This window comes from Agarilytica rhodophyticola (assembly GCF_002157225.2).
In the GTDB taxonomy this organism is placed as follows: domain Bacteria; phylum Pseudomonadota; class Gammaproteobacteria; order Pseudomonadales; family Cellvibrionaceae; genus Agarilytica; species Agarilytica rhodophyticola.
The window spans coordinates 907,510-931,757 of the sequence record NZ_CP020038.1; the positions used below are offsets into that span (position 1 = coordinate 907,510).

Consider the following 24,248-nt stretch of genomic DNA (forward strand, 5'->3'; position numbering starts at 1 on the left):
TAACCTATTTGCTGAGCGGACTTAATGTATGGAAGTCGGTATTTTGTTGAAATTGATGCGCAATATTGAGCAGTTTATGTTCGTTAAAATAGCTACCTATTAATTGCAATCCAACCGGTTTGTTGTCCACTAATCCACAGGGGATCGACATACCAGGTAAACCAGCCAAGCTAGTGGCGATAGTGTAAATATCTTCTAAATACATAGCGACTGGATCATTATTTTTTGCGCCCAAAGGAAAGGCTGGTGAGGGGGATGTTGGCCCGAGTATAACGTCGACCTCTTTAAAAGCATCCACAAAGTCCTGCTTAATAAGGCGTCGTACTTTTTGGGCCTTGTTATAGTAGGCATCAAAATAGCCTGCAGATAGAGCGTACGTGCCCACCAGAATACGTCGTTTGACTTCATCGCCAAAGCCTTCACCGCGTGAGCGCATATATAGATCTTCTAGGTTTTCAGGGGTGTCACAGCGATAGCCATAACGCACACCATCAAAACGAGATAGGTTAGCGGAGCATTCTGCCGGAGCAATCACATAGTAAGCGGGTACTGCCAAGTGTGTATGAGGTAGTGAGATGGACTTAATCTTAGCCCCGAGGGATTGGTAAATCTTAATCGCATCCTCAACAGCTTGTTGAACACTTGAATTGAGACCTTCGCTGAAATATTCTTGCGGTACACCGATGGTAAGACCGTCGAGTTTTTCATCGAGTTGTGCTGTGTAATCCCTAACTGGCTCATCGATGCAGGTGGAATCTTTGGCATCGTAACTGGCCATAACATTGAGCATTAGCGCCGCATCTTCAGCGCTGCGAGTCATGACACCACCTTGGTCGAGGCTCGATGCAAAAGCGATCATCCCCCAGCGAGAAACACGCCCATAGGTAGGTTTCAAACCAGTAATCCCGCACATACTCGCAGGCTGGCGAATAGAACCACCGGTATCGGTAGCTGTGGCCCCCGGTGCTAGGCGGGCTGCGACACAGGCGGCGGAGCCACCCGAAGAGCCACCAGGAACACTGTCTTCTGCCCAGGGGTTTTTAACCGGGCCAAAATAGCTGCTTTCATTGGACGAGCCCATGGCAAATTCATCCATATTGGTTTTACCCAACATAACCACGCCTGCATCCATATAATTTTGCACAACTGTAGCATTATAAGGCGGAGCAAAATTATGTAGCATTTTTGAGCCGCATGTGGTCAGAACACCTTCAGTGCAAAAAATATCTTTATGGGCGATAGGTACACCACACATAACATGTGCATTTCCTTGTGCTAATAATTGATCAGCTTTATCTGCTTGCTCCAGTGCTTGCTGTTCCGTAATAGAAATAAAGGCATTGTAATTTTCGTTAAGAGATTTGATTCTATTTAGCAAATGCTGGGTGATTTCTTTACTAGAAAATTCTTTTGCTCGCAATTTGCGGCTTATATCAGCGATAGTTAAATTATGCATTGCGTTTGCTCGTGCGCTTACGTCTATGAATGAGGAGTTGTATATGACAGATTAGGATGAAATTAATAGCGTATGGCATAGGGGTTACCCCGATTATTTAATCACCCTACTACTTACTTCACCGTGTTACTCGATTACTTTAGGAACTAGATAGAGGCCATCTTCGGTGGCAGGTGCAATAGCTTGAAAATCGTTGCGTCTATCCGCTTCGCTTACCACGTCTTTGCGGAGAGTTTGTACGGCATCGAGGGGGTGTGCCATGGGTAATACATCATCTGTGTCGACGGCTTGCAATTGGTCTACTAAACTGAGCACTTCGTTAATACTCTTTGCCGTTTGCTCAAGCGTTTCGTCGTTAATTTCTAATTTTGCCAACTTCGCCAGATTTTGAATTTCTTTCGCTTCCACACTACTCTCTCTGTTCATATCCGGGGTTATTTTTACGAGTACTGATACTCGTATCTGATCGAACGCGCTACGTTATCATATTTGCGCCTTGCTCAAAATCCCTACCATTGATAGAGTGCGATAATTTTAGCGTGATCATGGCCAGTTAACAGGTCTTACGCGAAGTTAAGCCTATAATTATTAAAAAATTGCAGCACAATAGATTTTTTAATTTTATTTATTAACATAACAACACATTGAAAGGCTTTTTAACAGCAAGTTAAAAAGCTGGATAGTGAATCACTTATAGCATCATTCAAACAGGTTATTACTCAATATGATGAAGCGTCTGCGAGGCTTGTTCTCCAATGATTTATCGATCGATCTGGGAACGGCAAACACTCTCATTTACGTGCGTGAAAAAGGAATAGTACTTGATGAACCATCTGTGGTAGCAATTCGAAATGTTAACGGACAGAAATCAGTAGAGGCTGTCGGTATAGCAGCTAAACGTATGCTGGGGCGCACACCCGGTAATATCACAGCCATTCGCCCCTTAAAAGACGGTGTTATTGCAGATTTCCAAGTGACTGAGAAGATGTTGCAGCACTTTATTCGTAAAGTTCATGAACACAGTTGGTTTCAGCCAAGTCCCAGAGTACTAATTTGTGTGCCTTGCCTTTCAACAGAAGTAGAGAAGCGAGCTATCAGGGAATCTGCTCTAAGTGCAGGCGCCCGCGAAGTGCGACTTATCGAGGAGCCGATGGCGGCGGCAATCGGTGCAGGCTTGAGAGTGGATGAAGCTACAGGCTCAATGGTTATCGATATTGGTGGCGGTACCACAGAGATAGCGATTATCTCATTGAACGGAGTAGTGTTATCGGATTCTGTTAGAATCGGCGGCGACCGTTTTGATGAAGCTATTGTTAATTATGTCAGACGAAAATATGGCAGCGTGATCGGTGATGCAACGGCTGAGCGAATTAAACAAGAGATTGGTTGTGCCTACGCGGGTAGTGAAGTGTTAGAGATCGACGTGAGAGGCCGAAATTTAGCCGAGGGGATTCCCAAAAGCTTTACTTTAAACAGTGATGAGATTCTTGAAGCCATGCAAGAGCCTCTAGCGGGTATTGTTCAGTCGATAAAAAGTGCATTAGAACTTTCTCCGCCTGAATTGGCATCAGATATTGCGGAAACAGGTATTGTTATTACGGGCGGTGGGGCACTGCTGCGTGATCTGGATAGGCTATTAACCGAAGAGACGGGGCTGCCTGTGGTTGTAGCTGAAGATCCATTGACCTGTGTTGCCAGAGGTGGTGGTCGTGCCATGGAATTAATGGATCAATACAATATTGATTTAGTCTATTAAACACATTAAATAAACTATCTCATTAGCGAGATAGTTTATTTAACAAGCCATGTTGACTTTGTTAAAAATAAGAACTCAAAAAGCTTTTTCATTGTTATTTGCATTTAAGTTGTACAATATATAGGGGAAGTATATTTTTTGTTCTAACTTTTGCGTCGGAGAATATTATTAAACCGCTGTTTTCCAAAGGTCCATCACCAGGGACTAGAACGGCAATCCTCGCCTTAGTGTCGTTAATGATATCCCTGATGTATTTATTTACCGACTGGCTTGACCCTATTAAAGGACACGCCCAGGATATTGTCGCTCCCCTTTATTGGATATCTAACTTTCCCAATCAGCTCGATGAGTGGGCCGATAATAGACTGACCTCAAGAGAGCGCTTGATCCAGGAAAATGAATCGCTGCAAACTGAAAATATTGTGCTCAAACGTAAACTTCAGCTCAATGCATCTCTCGCTGCTGAAAATGTCAGATTGAGACAGCTACTTAATTCTGCTGATACGCTTGAAGATCGAGTGCTTATCGCTGAAATTATTGGCCGTTCACCCGATCCCCTTATGCATCAGGTAATTGTCAACCGCGGCAGTGAGCATGGTGTATACGAAGGTCAGGCCTTGGTTGATGCCAAAGGCTTAATGGGGCAAGTGGTGGTGGTTGGGCAACGCAGCTCGAAAGTCTTACTCATTACCGATTCGACACATGCCTTGCCTGTGCAGATTAATCGTAATGGTGAGCAATTGATTGCCGAGGGCCTTGGCGGAAGAACCTATGAGTTGGCGCTTCCTTACGTGGCAAATACTTTAGATATTGTTGTGGGAGATTTGCTTGTGAGCTCTGGCCTCGGGCAACGTTTTCCCGTGGGTTATCCTGTTGCCGAAGTGGTGGAAGTTCTGAAAGATCCTTCCAGGCGCTTTGCTAAAGTTGTTACCAAGCCCATGGCAGATATTAGTCGCAGTCGCCATGCCTTGTTAATTTTTGATAGTCCTCCCTTAGGGGCTTTATATGAATAGGTGGGCTATAAATGAAATCTTTGAAGAGTTAATCGGTGCCTAAACGCCATCAACTAGTATCGTATTATTGGCTTGTTTTTGCCACGCTAGCACTTGGCTTGCTCGTCGCTATTTATCCTATTTCAAGTAACTATGCTCTATTGCGGCCAGAATTTTTATGTCTGTTCGTCGTCTATTGGGTCACTCACACACCCCAGTACTTCGGTGTTTTTATTGCGTGGTTTGCCGGGATGATTCAAGACCTTGCCGAAGGTGTGGTATGGGGAGCCCATGCCGTAGCGCTGTCTATTGTGGCTTACATATGCTTAGTGGCATATCAGCGTATTAAGAATTATTCGGTGTGGCATCAAACCTTATGGATCTTTGTGCTAGTGGGTTTCCATCAGGTTATGTCAAATTGGGTGTTAGGTCTGGCTGGCTATAAGGGAGAGCCCCTTGATATCATTGTCTCTACTACCGTGAGTGCACTATTTTGGCCTTTGATTTTTTTCTCGATAAATCGTATCCGTTTGCACTACCGAATGTATTAGGGCCTGTTAACAAGCCCTAGTGTGAACAGGTTCTAGCCGGCCCTCATCGATTACCTTAACTTATGGCTTAATATATGAATATTTTACTCGCCTCAAAATCACCCAGACGGCGTGAACTGTTGAGTCAAATTGGCGTCGGATATATAACAGCTGATGTTGACGTACCAGAGCAACATAACCCCACTGAACTACCTGAAGCTTATGTTCGTCGATTAGCAATGGACAAATCTAAAGCGGGCAGTAAAGTGCGACCCGACCTTCCTTCTTTGGGAGCGGATACCGTTGTATGTTGTGATGATGTGATACTTGAGAAGCCGGCACATCTTGCAGATTGTAAACGCATGTTAAGTATGCTTTCAGATCGCACTCATAAGGTGATGACAGGAGTGGCTGTTTGCTTTGGTGGCCAGCAATGGGTTGAATGCAGTATTACCGAAGTAAAATTTCGCGCCATTAGCGATAATGAGATAGAAGCTTATTGGGCGAGTGGCGAACCATGCGATAAAGCAGGGGCTTATGCTATTCAAGGTTTAGGTGCTGTGTTCGTCACCAACCTCAATGGCAGCTACTCAGGCGTGGTGGGACTACCCATCGAAATTGTTAGTAGTATGTTATCGAAGCTGGAAATACCAATCTGGAATACGGCTGAGTGATGTCGAAATATCGGCAATATGCATGCCTTAGCATGCACTTGTATTGCCATGTGTGGATAGAAGAGACATGAGCGAAGAGATTTTAGTTAATTTTGGCCCCACCGAAACCCGAGTTGCTCTCGTTGAAAATGGTGTTTTACAAGAAGTCTATGTTGAACGAGCCCATAGTAAGGGCTACGTCGGCAATATTTATAAGGGCAAAGTTGTGCGGGTGTTACCCGGCATGCAAGCAGCGTTTGTCGATATTGGACAAGAACGTGCGGGATTTATTCATGTAGCAGATATTGCACCACTTAACAAAGATGGTGTTGAGCAACGCAGCAGCGAAGATGCCGATATCCGTGATTTGCTCAGAGAGGGGCAATCTGTTCTGGTACAGGTGACGAAAGATCCTATCGGTACCAAAGGCGCCCGTTTAACTACCCATTTATCTGTTTCTGCGCGCTACCTGGTCTACATGCCAAATACTGATCACATCGGTGTTTCCAATCGCATTGAAGATGAGGATGAGCGGGAACGGCTCAAATTACTCGTCAATGAGTTGGCAGAAGAATATAAGGAGCAATATCCTATTGGTGGCTTTATCATTCGTACTGTTGCCGAAGGTGCATTAAAAGAAGAATTGCAAGCGGATATTCCCTTTGTTTTTCGTCTCTGGCATGACCTTGAAGACAGCATTAAAGCGGCTAAAGCTCCTTCTATTATCTATGAAGATATGCCGCTCTTTATGCGGACTGTGCGAGATTTAATGCGGCCAAACTTGGAGCGTGCTCGCATCGACTCGCGTGAGTCCTTTGCGCGTATGCAAAAGTTTGCCAAACACTATGCTCCTGAAATTGGCGCAAGATTAGAGCATTATCCCGGTGAGCGACCGCTATTTGATCTATATGGCGTGGAAAATGAAATTCAAAAAGCCTTACAAAAAAAGGTATTACTCAAGTCTGGCGGCTATTTAATTATCGAGCAGACCGAAGCAATGAGTACCATTGACGTTAACACTGGTGCCTTTGTTGGCCATCGTAATCTAGAAGAAACAATCTTTAAAACCAATCTCGAAGCCGCTGCCGCAATAGCGAGACAACTTAGAGTGCGTAATCTTGGCGGTATCATTATTATTGACTTCATCGATATGAGAGAAGAGGAGCATCAGCGGCAGGTGTTGCGCAGCTTCGAGAAACATATGGAAAAAGATCGCGCTAAAACCACGATTACCGGAGTGTCCGAACTTGGTTTAGTGGAAATGACCCGTAAGCGCACGCGAGAAAGTTTGGGGCAAGTACTATGTGAGACTTGCCCTGCCTGTGGTGGTCGCGGTCAACTTAAGTCCGCGGAAACGATTTGCTATGAGATCTTTAGAGAGATTTTGCGCGAAGCGCGAACCTACGATAACGATAAATTCTTAGTGTTGGCGTCTCAAGTGGTAATTGATCGCTTGCTTGATGAGGAATCGAGTAATGTAGCAGATTTAGAAGTCTTCATTGAGCGTACAATTCAATTTCAGGTGGAAAGTATGTATAACCAGGAGCAGTACGATATCGTTTTGGCGTAAGACTATTAGAATGATGTGTGAGCTTAGGTATTGTGCGGTAACCAGAGTAGTCGTGTAGAAGAAAGACGTGATTAAATTTCAACAAAAACATTGGCGAATGATCTCCAGAAGATTCTGGGGAACTGTCTTTGCCTTGGTAATTGCGTCGGCGGTGTTTATTCAGTTAGCTCGTCAAGCTTTCCCTCTACTAACCGATTACAAAGAAGAACTAAGTGCTTACTTAGGTAATAGCGTTGGCATGGATTTGGAAATCGCTTTGGTGGATGCCAGCTGGTCTGGTTTGAAACCTAAGCTTGAACTCAAAGGAGTGCATGTCAAAGCGAAAACAGGTGAGTCGGTTTTTATTGTCTCTCAAGCGACGGCAGAGCTGAGTATTATTGACTCAATTATCGACAGGCGCCTAGCTTGGCGCCAGTTGAAATTTGATGGTTTTAAAATGGCGCTAGTACAAGATGAACACGGCGCTTGGTCTGTTCCCGGCATGCCAGAGTTCACTCGCTCTAGCAACGATGGCAATGCACTTCGCTTTGATGATATTTACGACATATTTTTGTTTGGCCGGCGCGTCCATATTACTGACGCCAGATTTCAGTTGAAATACTTTTCACGAGAAGCCTCGCAACTGCATATCCCGAATATCTCGCTAGAAAATGATGAAGACTTCCACCGCATACTGGCGAGCCTAGATGTAGGTAAAGGGGAGCGTGCATTTTATTTAGCCATTGAAGGACTTGGTGACCCAAGAGACAGTAACTTTACTGCCAACGGTTATCTGGAATTGAAGAACTTTCCTTCCCACGAAGTGGCGGCAGCGCTCGCTTTATCGTCTATTAAAAGTGAAGAATATACACTTAATTTACGCTTATGGTTCCAAGGTGATGCCAATAAAGGTATTTCATTAAGAGGTGATTTAGAAGCGGCGGGCGATGTTAATATCGTCGATCGCGAGTTCAATTTGCCAAAAGCACTATCTGCACAATTGGCGGGGCAGTTAGATCAGGAGAAAAATTGGCATCTTACGGTGAAAGGTTTTAATGCTCAATGGCCTGAATTTCAATCACCTGTCTTAGACTTTATCGCAAAAGGAAACTTACAGCGCTTAAATAATATTCGCGTGCAAAGTATTGACGTAAAGCCTTGGGTCGATACTCTATTACATATTGGCTTTGGGAATGAGCGTACCAATAAAATTGTTAAGACTATCAATCCTCGAGGCACAGTTAAAAATCTCGATTTTGAAATCACAACTAAGGAAGAGGGCTATTTTCAAATTAGCGCCTTAGTTGAAGACGGTATGTCTGAAGCCATTATGGGAGCGCCGGCGCTTTCTAATATTAATGGTTTCGTATCAATGAATCTTCATCGCGGCCGCTTTGATGTGGATGTAGATGATGGCTTCACCTTATTCCTGCCAAAGGTATATCACGACCCTATGGATTTCGCTGAGGCGCATGGGCAAGTGGGCTGGGAGATAGACTTTAAAAACCGCATCACCTATATCACTTCGGGACTGCTAACAGTCACTAACCCAGAGGAAGAGGGCAAAGGATATTTAAAGTTAACCCTGCCTTTTAGCAAGAAGTGGGGCACACAGCAAATGACGTTAGTGCTCGGTATTGAAAAAACCTTGGCTGAAAATCATAAAAAATATGTACCTAAAACGGTGCCAAAATCCTTATATGATTGGCTAGACGGAAGCATTAAAAGTGGCAAAATTTCAAATGCTCGCTTTTTATACCACGGTTCTGTTGAGAAAAAACCTCCGGTGCCTCCGACTATCCAACTATACGGCGAAGTAAATGACGGTAACCTGATGTTTGACCCAAAATGGCCGGAATTAAAAGGTGTTGATGGAAGCTTAAATTTGGACAATAACTCCCTGTCCATGAACATAAGCAAAGCCAAGTTACTGGGCAATTCAATTTCTAATACACATGTTAGTTTGATTAAAGACTCATCGGTGAAAAATGGGCAGGCACTTTCTATACAAGGGCGAGTAAAAAGCGATGCTAATACCGCGATGAAGCTATTGTACGACACGCCTATTCGCCAGAATATTGGCAACGCCTTTGATCGCTGGATTGTAGATGGCAAGGTTGGAGCGAAGGTAGATTTGGTTGTACCCCTTAGCTCGGGCAGCAGTAATCTCTCACAAAAAGTAGACGTCTCATTAAACAACTCATACTTGCAGATTCCTGAAGTCAATCTAGAGATTAAGAAGATTAATGGCGTCCTGCACTATCAAACAGATAAGGGCGTTTTTGCCGATAAATTGTCAGGCAAGGTGTGGGGCAAATCTTTTAAAAGCCGGATTTCTAGTCCACCCAATGCTGAAGGCGGTTTAGATACGCGTGTTAGTTTTGATGGCATGGTTGATGTTGATGCTTTGTATGCGTGGGTAACGCGCCCGGAACTAATATTCCTAGAAGGGGAAACTGAAGTTCAGGGACATATCACAGTGCCAGGCGCTAAATCTGCACGACCTTTGGAAGTGAATGTATCATCCGATTTAAACGGCGTGGCAATTAATTTACCCAGGCCTTTAAAAAAACTAGACCAGGAAGCAATTAACTTTACTGGACGGGCTCTTTTCTTTGATGATAAAGAAGAATACCGGTTTTCGTTGAATAATGATCTTAGAATTTCTTTGTTAACCACTAAGCAAGGAAATGCTACCAGTGACACTGTCGCTAGTGATTCTATTAGTGGCTTAGTGGAAATTAATGAGCTTACTCCAAGAGATAATTCCTACACCACTATTCCAAGCACAGGGCGCTTCGATATTGTTGGTTCTCTTACTCAGTTTGATTTAGAAAAGTGGACGTCAGTTAAAGATACGTACTTTAACTTCATTGAAAACCCGGACTCTGAATTCGATGTCGACCCAGATGCTAATTCGGATGATCTTCAAGCAAAGTTTGATTTGTCTATTGATAAGTTTTTGCTCGGCTCATTTACTATTGATAATTTATCGGTCACTGGGGAGCGCAAACAGCCTCTCTGGGAAATGCAACTGAGCAGTGAACTTTTAGCGGGTAAAGTGGTTGTTTCCGAAGAAGATCAGCCAATTGTTCTTGACCTAGATTATTTAAGGTTCGTCAAAGATGATGAAGCTGAAACTAATGCTACTAATTCTCCCTCTGATATAGCCCTGGACACAGTTGGGAAAGAAAAAATAGATGGCAGCGAGACAACACTAGAGCCGCCATATGAAAGTGTTTTGGCTGAAGTGGATCTATCAGAAGCTGTGGCGATTGATTTTTCTACCAAAGAACTTTCTATTAATGGCGAAAATTATGGGACATGGGATTTTCAAGTAGACCCTATCGATGGTGGTGTCGTATTTTCCGATATCCGAGCCGAAGTGAGAGAAATGAGGGTTGGCACAGAAGAATCCGGTGCTGAATTTGTGTGGATGAGTGACGGCGAACAAAATAATAGCTATTTTAGTGGCAAAGTACTGGCTAAAAACTTAGCGGATGTCTTTGCTGCCTGGGAGCAGGAAAAACTTATGGAAAGTGATTCTGCGGTATTTGATATAGACGCAAGGTGGAAAGGTGCACCGGATGAAGTCACTCTTAATAATGTCAAAGGTTTGCTTAGCTTAGATGTTAAAAAAGGTAGTTTTAGTCGCGGCGCCGGTAGTGACGAAAATGCCTTACTACGCCTTATTGCGCTATTTAATTTTGATACTATATTGCGTCGCTTACGTTTAGATTTTTCTGATTTAGCCGCACAAGGTTTTTCTTACGACAGAGTGTTCGGTAGTCTCGATTTTAAAAACGGCAAGATATTTTTAACCGAGCCTCTTATTGTTGAATCCTCCTCTTCATATATCCAGTTGGCTGGTACCATCGATATGGCTAATGAAAAGCTGGATAGCGAATTGGTTGTTACATTGCCTGTGGCCAGTAATGTCGCATTAGCCACAGCGGTTGTAGTAGGGTTACCTGCTGCATTGGGTGTTTATGCTATGAGTAAGCTATTTAAAAAACAAGTTGATCGAGCATCAAGTTTTAATGTTGAAGTCACGGGAGACTGGGAACAACCAAAAATTAACATTAAGAAAATTTTTGATATCAATGCGGCTAACCGTCGAGGCAAGGAAATTAAGGAGCAAGATTTAGATACGATCGCAGTCCCATAAATCGAGGAAAACAATGAGTACTAAAGTTAATGTTGCCGCCATACAAATGGTCAGTAGTCATGACATCGATGAAAATCTTGAGACTGCAAAAAAATTATTGCAACTAGCAGTGGAGCAAAACGCGAAGTTAGTTGTTCTGCCAGAAAATTTTCTGACCTATGGCAATAAAATAAAACCTAATAACGATCAACAAGAGCATTTTTTGGCAACAATGTCCGATATTGCCCGCGAACATAGTGTATGGCTTGTGGCAGGCACTTATCCTATAAGTCAGGCCGTCATTGAAAAGCAAACATATCATCTAGATAAGAACTCCTTTCAAAGTGCTCATGTTAGAAGCGACAAGCCTTTTGCTGCCAGTGCTGTCTTTGACAGCGATGGTTTATGCCAAGGTATTTACACCAAAGTCCATCTTTTTGATGCTGACGTTAATGATGGTACTAAACGCTACCGCGAGTCCGATGAGTACCGTCATGGTCAAAATATTCCAACTTTTACTAGCCCCTGGGGTATCTTTGGTGTTGCTGTTTGTTACGATCTTAGATTCCCTGAGATTTTTACCTTTTTTCAAAGGCAAGGCTGTTCGCTGATATGCCTACCTTCCGCGTTTACCGAAGCGACAGGTCGGGATCATTGGCAGGTACTGGTGCGTGCAAGAGCCATTGAGACCCAGAGTTTTGTTGTGGCGCCCAATCAAGGGGGTGTGCACCCCAAAGGTAGAAGTACTTGGGGGGAAAGCATGATCGTTGGCCCATGGGGTGAGGTGATGACTAAAATAGATAAAGGTGAGGGTGTAATAGTAGCATCTATCGATTTTAGTCGCGTCGATGATACTAGACGTAAAATGCCAGTCGCTCAGCATAGAAGCTTAATCTGATTTAGCGTGATTAGGATATCTGTGCGACACATTCGTGAAGACTTTAAACGAATATTTGCCATACTCTTAATACAGATTAAAAGATATCAAATGTGTGGATATCGAATAGGAAAGTATTTCCTAGAGCGCTAATAGTTGATAGGTGTTGTTATGCTGAAAACCAAATCAAAGAAAGTCTTTTTGTTAAATATTGCACTGGTCGCCGGCCTACTTTCTCTATGGGGAGTGCAAAGTGCGATAGGTGAAATAGACCAAAAAAAAGCATCTGCTCAAAATGCTGAGGTAGATGTGGTACAAGCTAAAGAATGGATAAAAAAAGGTGAGAACCTCAATGAGATTCCACGTTCCACCTGGGAAGAGTTACTCGATGACAAGGCTTTTCATATTCTTTGGAACAAGGGCACCGAGCGTGCGTTTACGGGCGATTTGTTAAACGAAAAGCGTGAAGGGGTGTTTGTTAGCGCTGGTTGTCGAATTCCTGTGTTTAAATCGGAACATAAATTTAAGTCAGGAACGGGCTGGCCAAGCTTTTGGGAAGTGTTTGATGAGAACAATATTATCCTGAAAGAAGATAGATCTTGGGGGATGAGAAGGGTAGAAATCCTTTCCAAATGTGGTGAGCACCTCGGCCATGTATTCGACGATGGTCCAGCTCCCACAGGACTGCGTTATTGTATTAATTCAGCCGCTTTGGCTTTTGTACCATCTGGCAAAAACGATGCTATTGGAACCTTTGCTAGTAAATAAATATTTGAGAGTTAGACAATAGGTGATTATAAAAATCACCTATTGTTACAGTTTATATTTTTAATCGTCTTAATATAAAAACCTTAAGCTGTATTAACGCAGCCGCCGCCTTTTCGTAAATTATTGATTTTATTGTCCTATTTTCCATATTTAACATTCCCCTTTTATATTATCTATATCTGAATAAGGCTAAAAAGATTGTCATATATCGATTTTATGTGGCGCTTTTTATTTGTCTTTAGTTTAATGTGAACAATTCGATGGCGCTGTTATCTTCCAGAAATCTAAAATGTACTAATACAACACAACACTATTCTTTTTCTATATATGAGGCCATTTTCTTTTCTTTGAATGGGCTCAGATTTATCTACATTAGTATTGGAACATCCTATGATTATTGAATTTAAACGCGCCGCTATTGCCAAGTTGGTAACCAGCGTTAGTATCGCCATTACTTTAAGCGCATGTGGTGGTAGTGATAACGATAGTAGCTCTGGCCCAAGTGCAGAGAGTACGCCAACACCAACGCCAACCGCTTCGCCACAAAACCCTGATAATCCCGCACCTACTGTCACTCCGACACCGACGCCTACGGCATCACCTGACCCTAGCGCTACGCCGACACCAACATCGACACCAACACCGACGGTTACCCCTACAGCTACGCCTCAACCTACAGCAACACCAGAACCTTCTGCTGTGAGTTTTGTTCAATTTGAAAATATTCCTCGTTGTGTGGAAATGCCAACGCCAGATAACAATAATGTTTGTCCGCAACGTCCTGCTGCTGATAGCTTTAACATAATCAGACAATATCCCAATGATTTCAGTAATCGCGTTCCTGTACATGAGGCAATTGCTGTTCGGTTTGGACAAAAGGTTAGCCAAGCAGAATCGGAACTAGGCAATTTCCTCACGCTAACAGAAACTGATACTGGAGTAAGTATTGCCGGTAAAGCAACCCACGCCAGCGATAACACACTGATCTTTACGCCTGACGAAGATCTTAAGTTCAGCACCAAGTATACCTTTACCATTGCCAATGGCTTAGTGTCTGACCAGGGAGAAACATTTGCAGGCGATAGCTGGCAGTTTGCTACCTTGTTTGATGTTGGTAGTACTAAAGGTGATGTTATATCCCGTTGTGGTTTAGGAAAAGATCTACTTTATCTAGGTTGGGTTAATTATACCCGTAGACTTGAAGCCGGTAGTGCGTGTGCCCAGTTTGGTTTTACTGCTCAAGAGCCACTGGCTTTCTCTTGTTCATTACGAGTGGCTTCCTCTTTGGCTGTTTTCTCAAAATCTCGATCTTTAACACCAGGTGGTGGTTTTAATGCTAACTTTGATTATCAAGCCGCTTTGGAGGAAGAACCCGCGGATTATGATGCGGAATCCTTCGACGTTTACAATGCCGTTGGAGTTAATAGCTTGTCTAATATTGACGAGCTATTTTCAAGAAGCCTTGATAATTCTTCATGTGAAACACTGATGAATGGTGACTTCACTGAACTTGGTGGATCAGGTACTGGCGTTGATAGTTTTCCTCCTAATACCTATTACTTCCACGAAGTTATATTGGCACAACCAAAATAGTTAAATAGGGGCATGTTAATACTAATGCTCATATATTTAATTTATTTGTTACCTATTAATAAATAACTTTAACAGTGCAGGGCTTATGTCCTGCATTTTTTTTCTTATAGGCACTTCATCTCCTTGCTGTTGATGAATTTTAATAGCTTCTATCACAGCTAAGGTAGCAGGCTGTTGTAAAGTTGGAAAATTACCTAAATGATGAATTAGCCCTGGTATTTTAGTAAAAATGAATGCTGGGAAAAAACCTAAGTATTCGCCATCATATTCTTCGTCATCTGTTTCCCAGAAGTCTTGCCACAAAGGGTTAATAAGTGGTGTTGGCTGTTCTTCAATGATTCTCTCACAATATACGCGATCCATTTCCATCAATAGACACCAAATAAGTAGTGCTTCGTTATCACACTTCGTAGCTTCGTAAGCTAAGGCAAGACGATGTAATAAGACTGCTGTAGTGAATAATTGTTTGTCATCGGCTAATGAAGACAATACTCCCTGCCAGTCGGGAATTTGCATCAGCATATAACTCTGATGTAGTTTCGGTTGTTGTTGATTAAATGTTTGATTTTCTAAGCTGTTACTTAATCTGCGCCACGCAAAAGCGAGATAATCGCGAGCATTATGTTTTAGGATAGTATGAGCAAGTGGCGATACTTCATTTTCAAGCCCTGCTAATTCTTCGCTAAGAGTGGTTTTTTCTACCGTCGGATTATTACTGATATAAAGCCCATAGTTAATGAGATCTTGATATTCTCCGAGTTTCTTCTGATTCGGATTAAGCTCGGTTAGTTGTGACAACGCCTTTTGCGCGCTCTCGAACTGGCGCCCTCCAAGTGCATCTAAAATCCTGTTTTCTGTAATAACCTCCGTATTGTCCATGAATAAATCTAGCTGTGGTAGATCCTGCGGACGTAGCCATTGTATACCTAGTTCAGTATTAATAGTTTGTTGTCGGCTTATTGTAAGCTTATTATTTTTGCTACTGCTCCAAGTATAATAATCCTGCTGCTGGCTGCTTAGGTTTAATTGCTTACATGCATTTTTCGTTTCTTTAATTATTTTATTAATTTCCTTATCATCAATACTTAGGTTGTGATCTAACAGAACCTCTTTTCCATAGCGCCACGCTTCATAGTGGCTATAACTTAAGTAGTTTTCCTTTAGTAGCCAGTCTATTAAACAAAAACTTCCTTGCTGAGCAAGAAAGTGTTCTATTTGGGCGATATCAATATTAGTTTTTTTCATGGTTTTTATCTTCTTCCCAAAGAGTCAGTAATTCTTCAAACTTAAACGCGAAAGTTTCAGCATTTAATTGTGCCTGATTATCTACATGCTGACTCAAAGCCATTTTTTGTGCTTGTAGTTGTGCTATTTTTTCCTCTATCGTATTCTCAGCAATAAGCTTGTAAACAAATACAGGCTTATCTTGTCCAATTCTATGCGCGCGGTCGCTGGCTTGTTGCTGTGCGGCGGCATTCCACCAAGGGTCATAGTGAATGACTGTATCCGCTCTTGTTAAGTTAAGGCCCGTGCCACCAGCTTTTAGGCTGATAAGGAAAACAGGAGCCTCTCCTCTTTGAAAGGCATCGACCATGGTCTGCCGATTGCGAGTTTTTCCGGTCAATTTAAGTGTTGATATATTTTTTTCTGCTAGGGATGTATCCAAAATATCAAGCATTTGGGTAAATTGTGAGAATACTAAAACTGCTCGATTTTCTGCGACCAGTTCTTCAATCATTTCAATACAGTATTGTCGTTTTGCCGAGGGTAAGTCGACATCGGGAAATAATCCTGGATCGCAGCATGCTTGGCGGAGTTTTAGTAATGCGCTTAAAGCCGCTATAGAATGATTACTTTCATTTTCTTCATTTATCTTGGCTTGTAATTCTTGCCAAGTTTCATGTTTTAGCTGCTCATAAAAATTATATTGTTCTGATGATAACGGTATTAGTTGTTCTATTTCTGTCTTTGCCGGTAAATCTTTGGCTATTTGATCTTTCGTGCGTCTTAAAATAAAAGGCGCAATACGTTTAAGCAAACGTTGCATTTGTTTCTCATCACCGGCTTGCTCGATCGGTTTTTGGAAGTTGTCTCTGAATTCACGCCGGCTGCCCAGGTATCCAGGCATCAGAAAACTAATAATAGACCAGAGCTCTCCAAGATGGTTTTCTACCGGTGTTCCTGATAAGCAAAGCTTATGTTCGCAAGGAATTTCTCGCACGGCTTTGCTATAGCGTGTACTTGGGTTTTTGATACTCTGAGCTTCATCCAAGATGAGCCAGGAAAGCCTTTGTTCATTCCAATAGGATAAATCTGAGGCCACAAGGTGGTACGTGGTTAATAGCACATCGTAATTATTGAGTTCTGTCCAATTGTCATGTCTTTTGCTACCGTGGATAATTTTACAACTTAGTTGTGGCGCGAAACGTTTTATCTCATTTTGCCAATTATGTAAAAGGCTAAGGGGCATAACAATCAGTGCCGGCTTGGCTAAGTTACCTTGTGTTTTCTCAAATGCTAAATGGGTTAGAGCTTGTAGTGTTTTCCCAAGGCCCATATCATCAGCTAATAAACCGTTGCAGGTATGTTGTTTCATGTGTTGAATCCAACATACTCCTAGCCATTGATAAGGGCGTAGTTGTGCTTTGATAAAATCGAGAGTTTTATTTAATACAACGGGACTCTTGTGCAATTCAATCGATTCATTTAAATATTCAGTATCTCCGGACCAATGGGTCGACGCCGGAGTACAGTGTTCTATATCTGCTAAGCGATGACGTTGATTATGGGGTAAATGAAATCCATCTTGGGAATAATCTAAATCTTCCAACTCTTCCATTAGATTGAGAACATCACCTGCGGGTACCAACCAAAGGCGACCATCGCTTCTTTGTAAATAAATATGGCTATCCTTGCTGCGATAATTAAAATCTCGTAGCTGATCTAAAAATTCCTGCAGTTCAATGTCTATATCTTTTGCTTGTAGTAATACAGAAAGGTTTAAATCCCCATTCTCTCGCTCTTTAATACGAACATCCCAGCTCTCGATATAAGCGTAATGATGTCGAAAACCTGCCTCGGTACAAAAACTGACATTTAACTTATTTAACGGTGCGTACAAGTCTGTAAATAAATGTTGCCATTGTTGTTGATGTTGAATATACCAGATACACTTTTCGTTATTGGGAGATGTAAACGCACTTAAACGTCTTGTAATCGTGTTTTTTAGGTGCTCTCCTTGTTTGTTGTCTACCGCTAAGCGATGTAGTGTTTTTCCATCCCAATAAATACAGTCGTCGAAGGTATTCTGCGGTAGGCTGCAGTATTTATCGCTGCAAAGACTAAATAGCAGTTGAATATCGCCAGTGCTGTTTTTTTGTGATAGCTGAGGCGTACCCTTATCATGGCAGATCAGCAATGGCTTAATTTCTGTATCCGCAACTACTGTGTCCACTATGGGGGGGCGAGGTAAAGCCCACTTTTGCCAGTTTTTTGACCGCTGTTGAATATATTTGTCAATATCGCTTACGGAAATGTTGAGCCGGGGCGGGGTCTGTCTATGTTGTTCTAAAAAGACAACTGGCCCCAAGACAATACTATCGATAGCTGCTGTATCATTAGCTGTGAAATAAAATTTTGGTTTTTGTGTGCAAAATATTAACTTATATTGATTTAAGTTTTCTTGTAGTTGCCAGCCGAGCTGATACTCGCCACTGGTATTAATTGACCAATAGGGATATACAGTATCAGGCTCGCCAGCTTTGACAGCCATAACACTATTTTGATGTAGTAGGTAGCATCGCTGTGTAGCAATAATCTCCTGTAAAAGTGACCAAGTATTGTTTTCTGGTAGAGGCCCTTTGTCTGTATTGAACCAGCTAGCCCTACTATCGCTTAATTCCTGCAGTATTTTTTTGTCGCTATGTTGTATAAAAGATGGTGGACGGTATAGGTGTTCTCGCTGAAGAGAATAGGGTTTGTTAGCAATACTTGCTATTTCTTGCTGGCTGGCAATACAAAGCCGTAATATCATTTCACTTGTTAAATGATCAATTGTTAATAAATAGTGAAGTTGTTGGTCTTGTTTGTCGTCAGAGTCTTGCTTACGTAAACTAGCGAGAAAGCTCATAGAGATTTAGCTTCGATTAATTAAAATTTAAAGTGCAGTTGTAATGCAGTCTTAATGATTTTTTATGAGTGACAACTAGATGAAGTGTTGGTTATCGGTTAGCTATCTTGTTCATCACTTGAGAAATTATCTCGGATAAAACGGAACAGCTTTCTCGCGTGCGCAGGAGGCTTTGACTGTTGTATTTCTTTTTGTGCTGCCCTAATAAGTTGTCTCAATTGTTGGCGATCTGTATTTGGAAATGACTCTATGTAACGCTGTATGTCACGGTTATCGCCTGCAATCAGCACATCTCTCCACCTCTCTATGGTATGGTGCTGTTGTACGGCTTGGTGAGATTGCTGTATGACGGACTCGTAAGCTTGAGAGACAGCATCAATATCTTCGCTGCGCATAAGCTTACCAATGTATTGCATATGTCTTTTTTTAGCACTATTGCTTTTAATTGTCGGCGCTTGTTCGATCATTTCACGCAATTTATCGTCGAGCGGAATTTTTGCTTGCTGTTCACGTGTTAATTTAGAGATGGAGATTCCTAATTCGTGTAGAGCGAGCATTTCTTTTTTAACTTGTGTTTTACTTTTTATTTCTTCCTCGAATTCTTGAGGTTCATGATCGGAATCTATGTGCATGTTTGTTTTCTAACCGTATGTTATTTAGCTTACGCGTAAAAATAGGTGGCGAGTCCGAGAAAGGCCATAAAGCCAATAACGTCGGTTACTGTAGTGAGCGTCACGCCGCCTGCCAAGGCAGGGTCTATATGCATTTTTTTGAGCAGCAGTGGTAGCAGTGTTCCGGCTGCTGCTGCTGTAACTAGATTGATTACCATTGCAGCTGCGATAATAAAGGCGAGTGTGATATCACTAAACCATAGTGACACCAGCCCTCCCATAACTATTGCCCATAAACAGCCATTGAGCAAACCGACGCCTAACTCGCGTGACAAAAGCCAATTCATATTACTAAAACCGATGTTGCCTATTGCCATACCTCGAATCACTACTGTCAGTGTTTGAGAGCCTGCAACGCCTCCCATGCTGGCGACAACAGGCATTAGTATCGCAAGTGCCACCACTTTATCTAGCGATTCTTGGAAAAGGCTGATAACTGCGGAGGCTAAAATGGCGGTGAGCAAATTTATACCCAGCCATATTGCGCGCCTTGGAATAGTACGCATTACCGGTGCAAAAGTATCTTCTTCTTCATCCAAGCCGGCAAGGCTCATAAGCGAGTGATCTGCGCCTTCGCGGATGACGTCTACGACATCGTCGATTGTGATTCTGCCAAGCAGTTTGCCTTGTTCATCCACCACAGGTGCAGATATCCAATCATTTTGTTCGAAAAGCTTAGCAACCTCATGATCCGGCAGGTTAGCCTGTATGGCATTAGTGTCGGTCACCATCACTTCGCGTACCGTTGTATTGGGATCTGACGTTAGAAGTTTGGCGAGAGGTAGCAAACCTAAGTATTGGTCTTTACGGTTAACCACAATGAGAGCATCCGTTGATGGCGGCAGCTCTACGTGTCGACGTAAATAGCGCAGTACAACATCTAGAGTAAAACGTGGGCGTATTGTTATTGTATCTGTATTTGTTAGGCCGCCTGCGGTATCTTCGTCATAAGCTAAGACCGTTTCCACGCGGTTGCGATCCTGATCGCTCATTGCCGCCAGCACTTCTTGAGTCACTTTTTCTGGCAATTGTTGCAGTATATCTACAACATCGTCTGTCTCAAGGCCCTCTGTTAGCTCTACCAGCTGTTCTGCATCCAGGTCACGGATAAAGTTTCCTTGAATGTCTTCGGGCAGTTCTTCTAGTACCTCACCGATAACATCTTTATCTACTAGATCCCACACAACTTTACGCGAAGGAGGGGGAGAAGACTCAAGTAGGCGAGCAATCTCTACAGGACGCAAGCTATTTACCATCTTGGCTATCTGCTGCAGAGTACCGCTTCCTAGTAGCGTCTGTACTCTGGCCAAGTGGGTTTGGCTTTTGGTCTCTTCGGTAGCTTGTTGCATGTAACTCTTTATAGGTTGTAGGCTATCTAGGTAATAGGTTATCTAGTAATAAGTTATCTAGGTTTATATCTAAGTTATATCCGAGTTATGCCTCGGTGTTTCCTTACATTTGCTGGCACTAGCCTTATATTAAGGCGCACACTATTTGCCGGTTTATTCTTCTTCGTCAAATCTATTATTAATCAATTCAACGAGTGCGGCCATGCTTTCTTCTGAGTCCTCACCTTCAGTAATTAACGTAATTTCGCTGCCCTTCGCCGCAGCTAACAGCATCAGAGCCATGATACTTTTGCCGTCTATAGTTTTGTCGGCGAAGCGAACTTTTACGCTACTGCTATATTTATTTGCTGTATTCGCAAAGCGTGTGGCTGCGCGCGCGTGTAAGCCAAGTTTATTAATGATTTCTATTTGCTGTTCGAACATGCATTAGCCATTTTTTAAGTTATTGTTTTGTAATTGTCGGTGACGAACTTGAACATCCTTATATGTTTCTTTTAAATTTTGATACAAGCGTTCGCTAATATACACTGAACGATGCATTCCACCAGTACAGCCAATTGCTACTGTGAGATAGCTTCGATTATTATTTTCAAATGAAGGTATCCATTTAGCAACAAATCCAGTGATATCGTTAATCATCTCCTCTACGCTATTCTGGCTCGACAAGTAATCTGCTACTTCAACATCAAGGCCAGTTTTGAGACGTAAACCTGGTTCCCAGTGAGGATTAGGAAGGCTGCGAACATCAAAAATAAAATCAGCGTCGGTAGGAGCTCCATACTTGAATCCAAAGGAACTGAACATAATTGACATGCTCTTGCTTTGGGGGCCAACGATGAGTTGTCGCATGGTGCTGCGCATTTCGTGCAAATTGAGAGCACTAGTATCGATGATAATATCGGCAAAACCGACAATAGGAGCAAGGATATCCCGTTCTTTTTCAAGTGCCTCATTAAGTCCAGTATTTTCATCCGACAAAGGATGGCGACGGCGAGTTTCACTAAAACGCTTGATTAATACATTGGTATGAGTGTCTAGATAGATAACTTTATAGTTTTCACGGGGGATTTGGGAGGATTTTAATATGCCCGAGAGAGTGCCTAAATCCTTGTCGAGATTTCTCGCGTCTATACCAATGGCAAAACGTTCCTTCTCTTGCTGATTTATATGCTCAATCAATGATGGCAACAAGGTGACGGGAATATTATCAATACAGGTAAACCCTTCATCTTCCAGTAGATGTAAGGCTGAAGTTTTGCCCGACCCTGAGCGACCACTGATTACTAAAAAGCTCATGACAGATCCCGCTTATATAGAGGTTAAGATGACGATGTTATCGCATCGAAAAGTGCATCATCAGATGATACGGAACGTATTGTGCTGACAAAATCAGCATCTTGTAAAAGTTGTGCCAAGCTTGCCAACGACTCTAGATGGCTACTCTCTGCATTTTCCGGTACTAACATTGCAAATATAATATCAACTGGCTTGCCGTCCACTGCGTCGAAGTCAATGGGGGATGCTAGTGTCATGCAGGCGCCATATGTATGACCGCCGGTATTAAAGCGGCAATGAGGAATTGCGATACCATCACCAATACCGGTTGTACCCAATTTTTCTCGGTTAATAAGACTTTGATAAAGTTCATCGACATCAAAGCCTTCGATATCGTTCGCAAAATTCTGTGCCAGTGTTTCAATCACACGCTTTTTACTGCCACCTTCAATTTTTGCCACTGTTCTCTTTGTTGAGAGAATGCTTTTAATTAACATAGATTCTTTGGTAGTTTTTTAAACAATTTTAATAATAAAGACTGCCATTTTATCAGTTTTATTTACTGTGTAACGAACACAATACACTGTGTGTTTAGCAATGATTATTTTTTATCTTATCCAGTACTATATAGATAAAACGTATACAAAATATGGAGTCGTGGGCGAATGGGCCAACTAGCCCCCTTAAAATAAAGATATACGTGTTTAGCTTGGCGTATTAGAAGATTGCTCAACTATATTTAGGAAGACATAGATGAATGTCGATTCAATAGTTTATTGCGCAAGCCAATACACAAAAATACAGAGTGCTCTATAACATTAAGACTAATAGTTTAAACTAGTCGTTTACGCTCGTTGGAAGGTGGAATGCCAAGTGACTCTCGATATTTGGCTATGGTTCTACGGGCAACTTTAATACCTTTCTCTTCAAGTATTCCTGTGATCTTCGAGTCACTCAAGGGTTTTCTGGCGTTTTCAGCAGCGATTAGTTTTTTAATAATGGCGCGAATAGCGGTTGAAGAGCATTCTCCACCTGCTTCTGTTGCTACATGGCTTGAGAAAAAGTACTTAAGTTCAAATATACCTTGTGGTGTATGCATATATTTTTGCGTTGTTACCCGAGAAATTGTCGATTCATGCATTTCAACAATTTCCGCAACATCGTGTAATACCATAGGTTTCATAGCTTCTGGGCCATGATCAAGAAAGCCCTGTTGCTTCTCAACGATGCATGTAGCCACTTTCAATAATGTCTCATTGCGGCTCTGCAAGCTTTTTAAAAACCACCTAGCTTCCTGAAGGTTATCTCTTAAAAAGGTATTGTCAGTGCTTGAGTCTGCTCTTTTAACTAAGGACGCATAATCATTATTGATGCGAATTCGAGGAGCTATTTCAGGGTTTAACTGCACTGTCCAACGATCATCTACCTTTTTAACAAAAACATCAGGTACCACATATTCGGTTGAGTCTGTGCCAATATGTTCCCCTGGGCGTGGGTTAAGCGTCTGAATGACTTTAATAGCAAGTTGCAGTTCGGCTTCTTTAATCTTCAATTTGCGCATTAACTGCTTGAAATCTCGATTGCCAAGTACTTCTAGGTAGTCTTCAATAATTTTACGGGCGTAATTAACGCCTGGTTCATTAGGATCATACTGGTTTAGCTGTATCAGTAAACACTCGCTGATATTTTGGCTGGCTACCCCTATGGGATCAAATTGCTGAATTCTGTGCAATACAGCAACTAGCTCATCCATCTCTAATTCTTCATGATGGGCTTGTAGGCCTGTGTATATATCATCCAAGGACTGACACAACATACCATTGGGCTCTACCGCATCTATGATAGCCTCGGCAATTTCTATATCTAGATCCGACATTGGTGTTAGATTGAGTTGCCAAAGTAAGTGGTCTTGGATTGTCTCGGACGAGGTGCGACGAGATTCAAAATCCATATCTTCGTTATCGTTTCTCGAAGCGCCGGGGGATGATGATGCTTGGTAGACATCATCCCAATTGGTATCAACCGCCAGCTCATTGGGAATGGTATCACTCCATTCGCTATCTAGACGCGCTTCTTCATTCGAAGAGTTTGGATTTTCATCGCTAGAGTTAGTGCTTTCGCTATTTAAAGAAGAATCGTTAGGTTTGGCAAAATCTTCCGAAGGAGAAGAGTCAGCCCCTTTTTCCCCTGAATCGTTGTCTGAGCTACTGGATTCATCAGATATCTCTAACATAGGGTTAGAGTCCAGCGCTTCCTGAATCTCTGATTGCAAATCTAAGGTTGATAGCTGAAGAAGGCGAATCGCTTGCTGCAACTGGGGAGTCATTGTAAGTTGCTGACCCAGCTTTAGTTGAAGAGATTGCTTCATATGCGCTAACACTTGCCCCGGTTGATTGTATGTTATGTGACAGCCGCTTGATTCCATTTAGGAAAGCAGACCCTTATAAGTTTAGACTGAGCGAGGCTCTCAGGCAACGGTTTTGCGTTAAAAATAAAGCAAACA

19 protein-coding genes are annotated in these 24,248 nt (G+C 42.3%); 9 read left to right on the plus strand and 10 right to left on the minus strand.

From position 1 onward, the window contains the following. Window positions 1-4: 4 nt before the first annotated feature. The gene (gene gatA / locus BVC89_RS03850; RefSeq protein WP_086929936.1) at window positions 5-1,456 is read right to left on the minus strand and encodes an Asp-tRNA(Asn)/Glu-tRNA(Gln) amidotransferase subunit GatA; all 1,452 of its coding nucleotides are present in this window, start codon (window positions 1,454-1,456) and stop codon (window positions 5-7) included. 126 nt (window positions 1,457-1,582) lie between these two features. Beyond that, on the minus strand, window positions 1,583-1,882 hold the full coding sequence (gene gatC / locus BVC89_RS03855) for an Asp-tRNA(Asn)/Glu-tRNA(Gln) amidotransferase subunit GatC (RefSeq protein ID WP_086929937.1): 300 nt from the start codon (window positions 1,880-1,882) through the stop codon (window positions 1,583-1,585). Window positions 1,883-2,180: 298 nt separating this feature from the next. Here gatC and BVC89_RS03860 point away from each other — a divergent pair, with 298 nt between their 5' ends. The 9 genes from BVC89_RS03860 to BVC89_RS03905 all read left to right on the plus strand — a co-directional run bounded on the left by BVC89_RS03860 (window position 2,181) and on the right by BVC89_RS03905 (window position 14,321). Beyond that, window positions 2,181-3,212, plus strand: a complete 1,032-nt coding sequence (locus BVC89_RS03860) for a rod shape-determining protein (RefSeq protein WP_086929938.1) — start codon at window positions 2,181-2,183, stop codon at window positions 3,210-3,212. Between the two features lie 98 nt (window positions 3,213-3,310). Then, window positions 3,311-4,225 carry a rod shape-determining protein MreC gene (mreC, locus tag BVC89_RS03865; protein WP_281260983.1) on the plus strand — a complete coding sequence of 305 codons (915 nt, stop codon included), beginning with the start codon at window positions 3,311-3,313 and terminating at the stop codon, window positions 4,223-4,225. A 35-nt stretch (window positions 4,226-4,260) separates the two neighbouring features. Next, a complete protein-coding gene (gene mreD / locus BVC89_RS03870) occupies window positions 4,261-4,755 on the plus strand; it encodes a rod shape-determining protein MreD (protein WP_086929939.1) in 495 nt (164 codons plus the stop codon). Window positions 4,756-4,829: 74 nt separating this feature from the next. Continuing rightward, a complete protein-coding gene (locus BVC89_RS03875; RefSeq protein ID WP_086929940.1) occupies window positions 4,830-5,408 on the plus strand; it encodes a Maf family protein in 579 nt (192 codons plus the stop codon). A gap of 67 nt (window positions 5,409-5,475) precedes the next feature. Continuing rightward, complete coding sequence (rng, locus tag BVC89_RS03880; protein WP_086929941.1) at window positions 5,476-6,957, plus strand: ribonuclease G; 1,482 nt, start codon at window positions 5,476-5,478, stop codon at window positions 6,955-6,957. 67 nt (window positions 6,958-7,024) lie between these two features. Then, window positions 7,025-11,104, plus strand: coding sequence for a YhdP family protein (locus BVC89_RS03885; protein ID WP_103654232.1), 4,080 nt, complete (start codon window positions 7,025-7,027; stop codon window positions 11,102-11,104). A gap of 13 nt (window positions 11,105-11,117) precedes the next feature. Further along, entirely contained in the window at window positions 11,118-11,981 is an 864-nt protein-coding gene (locus tag BVC89_RS03890) for a carbon-nitrogen hydrolase family protein (protein ID WP_086929943.1), read from the plus strand. Between the two features lie 150 nt (window positions 11,982-12,131). Beyond that, window positions 12,132-12,728 (plus strand): peptide-methionine (R)-S-oxide reductase MsrB, encoded by a 597-nt coding sequence (gene msrB, locus BVC89_RS03895; protein WP_086929944.1) that lies wholly within the window; start codon window positions 12,132-12,134, stop codon window positions 12,726-12,728. Between the two features lie 390 nt (window positions 12,729-13,118). After that, window positions 13,119-14,321, plus strand: a complete 1,203-nt coding sequence (locus BVC89_RS03905; RefSeq protein WP_158657772.1) for an Ig-like domain-containing domain — start codon at window positions 13,119-13,121, stop codon at window positions 14,319-14,321. Between the two features lie 48 nt (window positions 14,322-14,369). Here the strand turns inward: BVC89_RS03905 and BVC89_RS03910 are convergent, their stop codons facing one another. The 8 genes from BVC89_RS03910 to BVC89_RS03945 form a co-directional block, all read right to left on the minus strand. Then, window positions 14,370-15,566: a hypothetical protein gene (locus BVC89_RS03910; protein ID WP_086929946.1), complete on the minus strand. Its 1,197-nt coding sequence runs from the start codon at window positions 15,564-15,566 to the stop codon at window positions 14,370-14,372. Next, window positions 15,553-18,450 (minus strand): DEAD/DEAH box helicase, encoded by a 2,898-nt coding sequence (locus BVC89_RS03915; protein ID WP_086929947.1) that lies wholly within the window; start codon window positions 18,448-18,450, stop codon window positions 15,553-15,555. Before BVC89_RS03915 ends, BVC89_RS03910 begins: the two co-directional genes overlap by 14 nt. A gap of 98 nt (window positions 18,451-18,548) precedes the next feature. Next, window positions 18,549-19,082: a ribosome biogenesis factor YjgA gene (gene yjgA, locus BVC89_RS03920; protein ID WP_086929948.1), complete on the minus strand. Its 534-nt coding sequence runs from the start codon at window positions 19,080-19,082 to the stop codon at window positions 18,549-18,551. 29 nt (window positions 19,083-19,111) lie between these two features. Further along, window positions 19,112-20,470 (minus strand): magnesium transporter, encoded by a 1,359-nt coding sequence (gene mgtE, locus BVC89_RS03925; protein ID WP_086929949.1) that lies wholly within the window; start codon window positions 20,468-20,470, stop codon window positions 19,112-19,114. Window positions 20,471-20,623: 153 nt separating this feature from the next. Then, the gene (locus tag BVC89_RS03930; protein ID WP_086929950.1) at window positions 20,624-20,893 is read right to left on the minus strand and encodes an HPr family phosphocarrier protein; all 270 of its coding nucleotides are present in this window, start codon (window positions 20,891-20,893) and stop codon (window positions 20,624-20,626) included. A gap of 3 nt (window positions 20,894-20,896) precedes the next feature. Then, entirely contained in the window at window positions 20,897-21,766 is an 870-nt protein-coding gene (gene rapZ, locus BVC89_RS03935) for an RNase adapter RapZ (RefSeq protein ID WP_086929951.1), read from the minus strand. A gap of 23 nt (window positions 21,767-21,789) precedes the next feature. After that, window positions 21,790-22,242: a PTS sugar transporter subunit IIA gene (locus BVC89_RS03940; RefSeq protein ID WP_086929952.1), complete on the minus strand. Its 453-nt coding sequence runs from the start codon at window positions 22,240-22,242 to the stop codon at window positions 21,790-21,792. Window positions 22,243-22,577: 335 nt separating this feature from the next. Then, on the minus strand, window positions 22,578-24,113 hold the full coding sequence (locus tag BVC89_RS03945) for an RNA polymerase factor sigma-54 (protein ID WP_086929953.1): 1,536 nt from the start codon (window positions 24,111-24,113) through the stop codon (window positions 22,578-22,580). Window positions 24,114-24,248: the final 135 nt, after the last annotated feature.

What these genes read in the sequence shown, in the direction of transcription:
- gatA (WP_086929936.1), bottom strand. Translation starts at nt 1,456, where the DNA reads ATGCATAATTTAACTATCGCTGATATAAGCCGCAAATTGCGAGCAAAA.
- gatC (WP_086929937.1), bottom strand. Translation starts at nt 1,882, where the DNA reads ATGAACAGAGAGAGTAGTGTGGAAGCGAAAGAAATTCAAAATCTGGCG.
- BVC89_RS03860 (WP_086929938.1), top strand. Translation starts at nt 2,181, where the DNA reads ATGATGAAGCGTCTGCGAGGCTTGTTCTCCAATGATTTATCGATCGAT.
- BVC89_RS03875 (WP_086929940.1), top strand. Translation starts at nt 4,830, where the DNA reads ATGAATATTTTACTCGCCTCAAAATCACCCAGACGGCGTGAACTGTTG.
- rng (WP_086929941.1), top strand. Translation starts at nt 5,476, where the DNA reads ATGAGCGAAGAGATTTTAGTTAATTTTGGCCCCACCGAAACCCGAGTT.
- BVC89_RS03890 (WP_086929943.1), top strand. Translation starts at nt 11,118, where the DNA reads ATGAGTACTAAAGTTAATGTTGCCGCCATACAAATGGTCAGTAGTCAT.
- msrB (WP_086929944.1), top strand. Translation starts at nt 12,132, where the DNA reads ATGCTGAAAACCAAATCAAAGAAAGTCTTTTTGTTAAATATTGCACTG.
- BVC89_RS03905 (WP_158657772.1), top strand. Translation starts at nt 13,119, where the DNA reads ATGATTATTGAATTTAAACGCGCCGCTATTGCCAAGTTGGTAACCAGC.
- BVC89_RS03910 (WP_086929946.1), bottom strand. Translation starts at nt 15,566, where the DNA reads ATGAAAAAAACTAATATTGATATCGCCCAAATAGAACACTTTCTTGCT.
- BVC89_RS03915 (WP_086929947.1), bottom strand. Translation starts at nt 18,450, where the DNA reads ATGAGCTTTCTCGCTAGTTTACGTAAGCAAGACTCTGACGACAAACAA.
- yjgA (WP_086929948.1), bottom strand. Translation starts at nt 19,082, where the DNA reads ATGCACATAGATTCCGATCATGAACCTCAAGAATTCGAGGAAGAAATA.
- mgtE (WP_086929949.1), bottom strand. Translation starts at nt 20,470, where the DNA reads ATGCAACAAGCTACCGAAGAGACCAAAAGCCAAACCCACTTGGCCAGA.
- BVC89_RS03930 (WP_086929950.1), bottom strand. Translation starts at nt 20,893, where the DNA reads ATGTTCGAACAGCAAATAGAAATCATTAATAAACTTGGCTTACACGCG.
- rapZ (WP_086929951.1), bottom strand. Translation starts at nt 21,766, where the DNA reads ATGAGCTTTTTAGTAATCAGTGGTCGCTCAGGGTCGGGCAAAACTTCA.
- BVC89_RS03940 (WP_086929952.1), bottom strand. Translation starts at nt 22,242, where the DNA reads ATGTTAATTAAAAGCATTCTCTCAACAAAGAGAACAGTGGCAAAAATT.
- BVC89_RS03945 (WP_086929953.1), bottom strand. Translation starts at nt 24,113, where the DNA reads ATGAAGCAATCTCTTCAACTAAAGCTGGGTCAGCAACTTACAATGACT.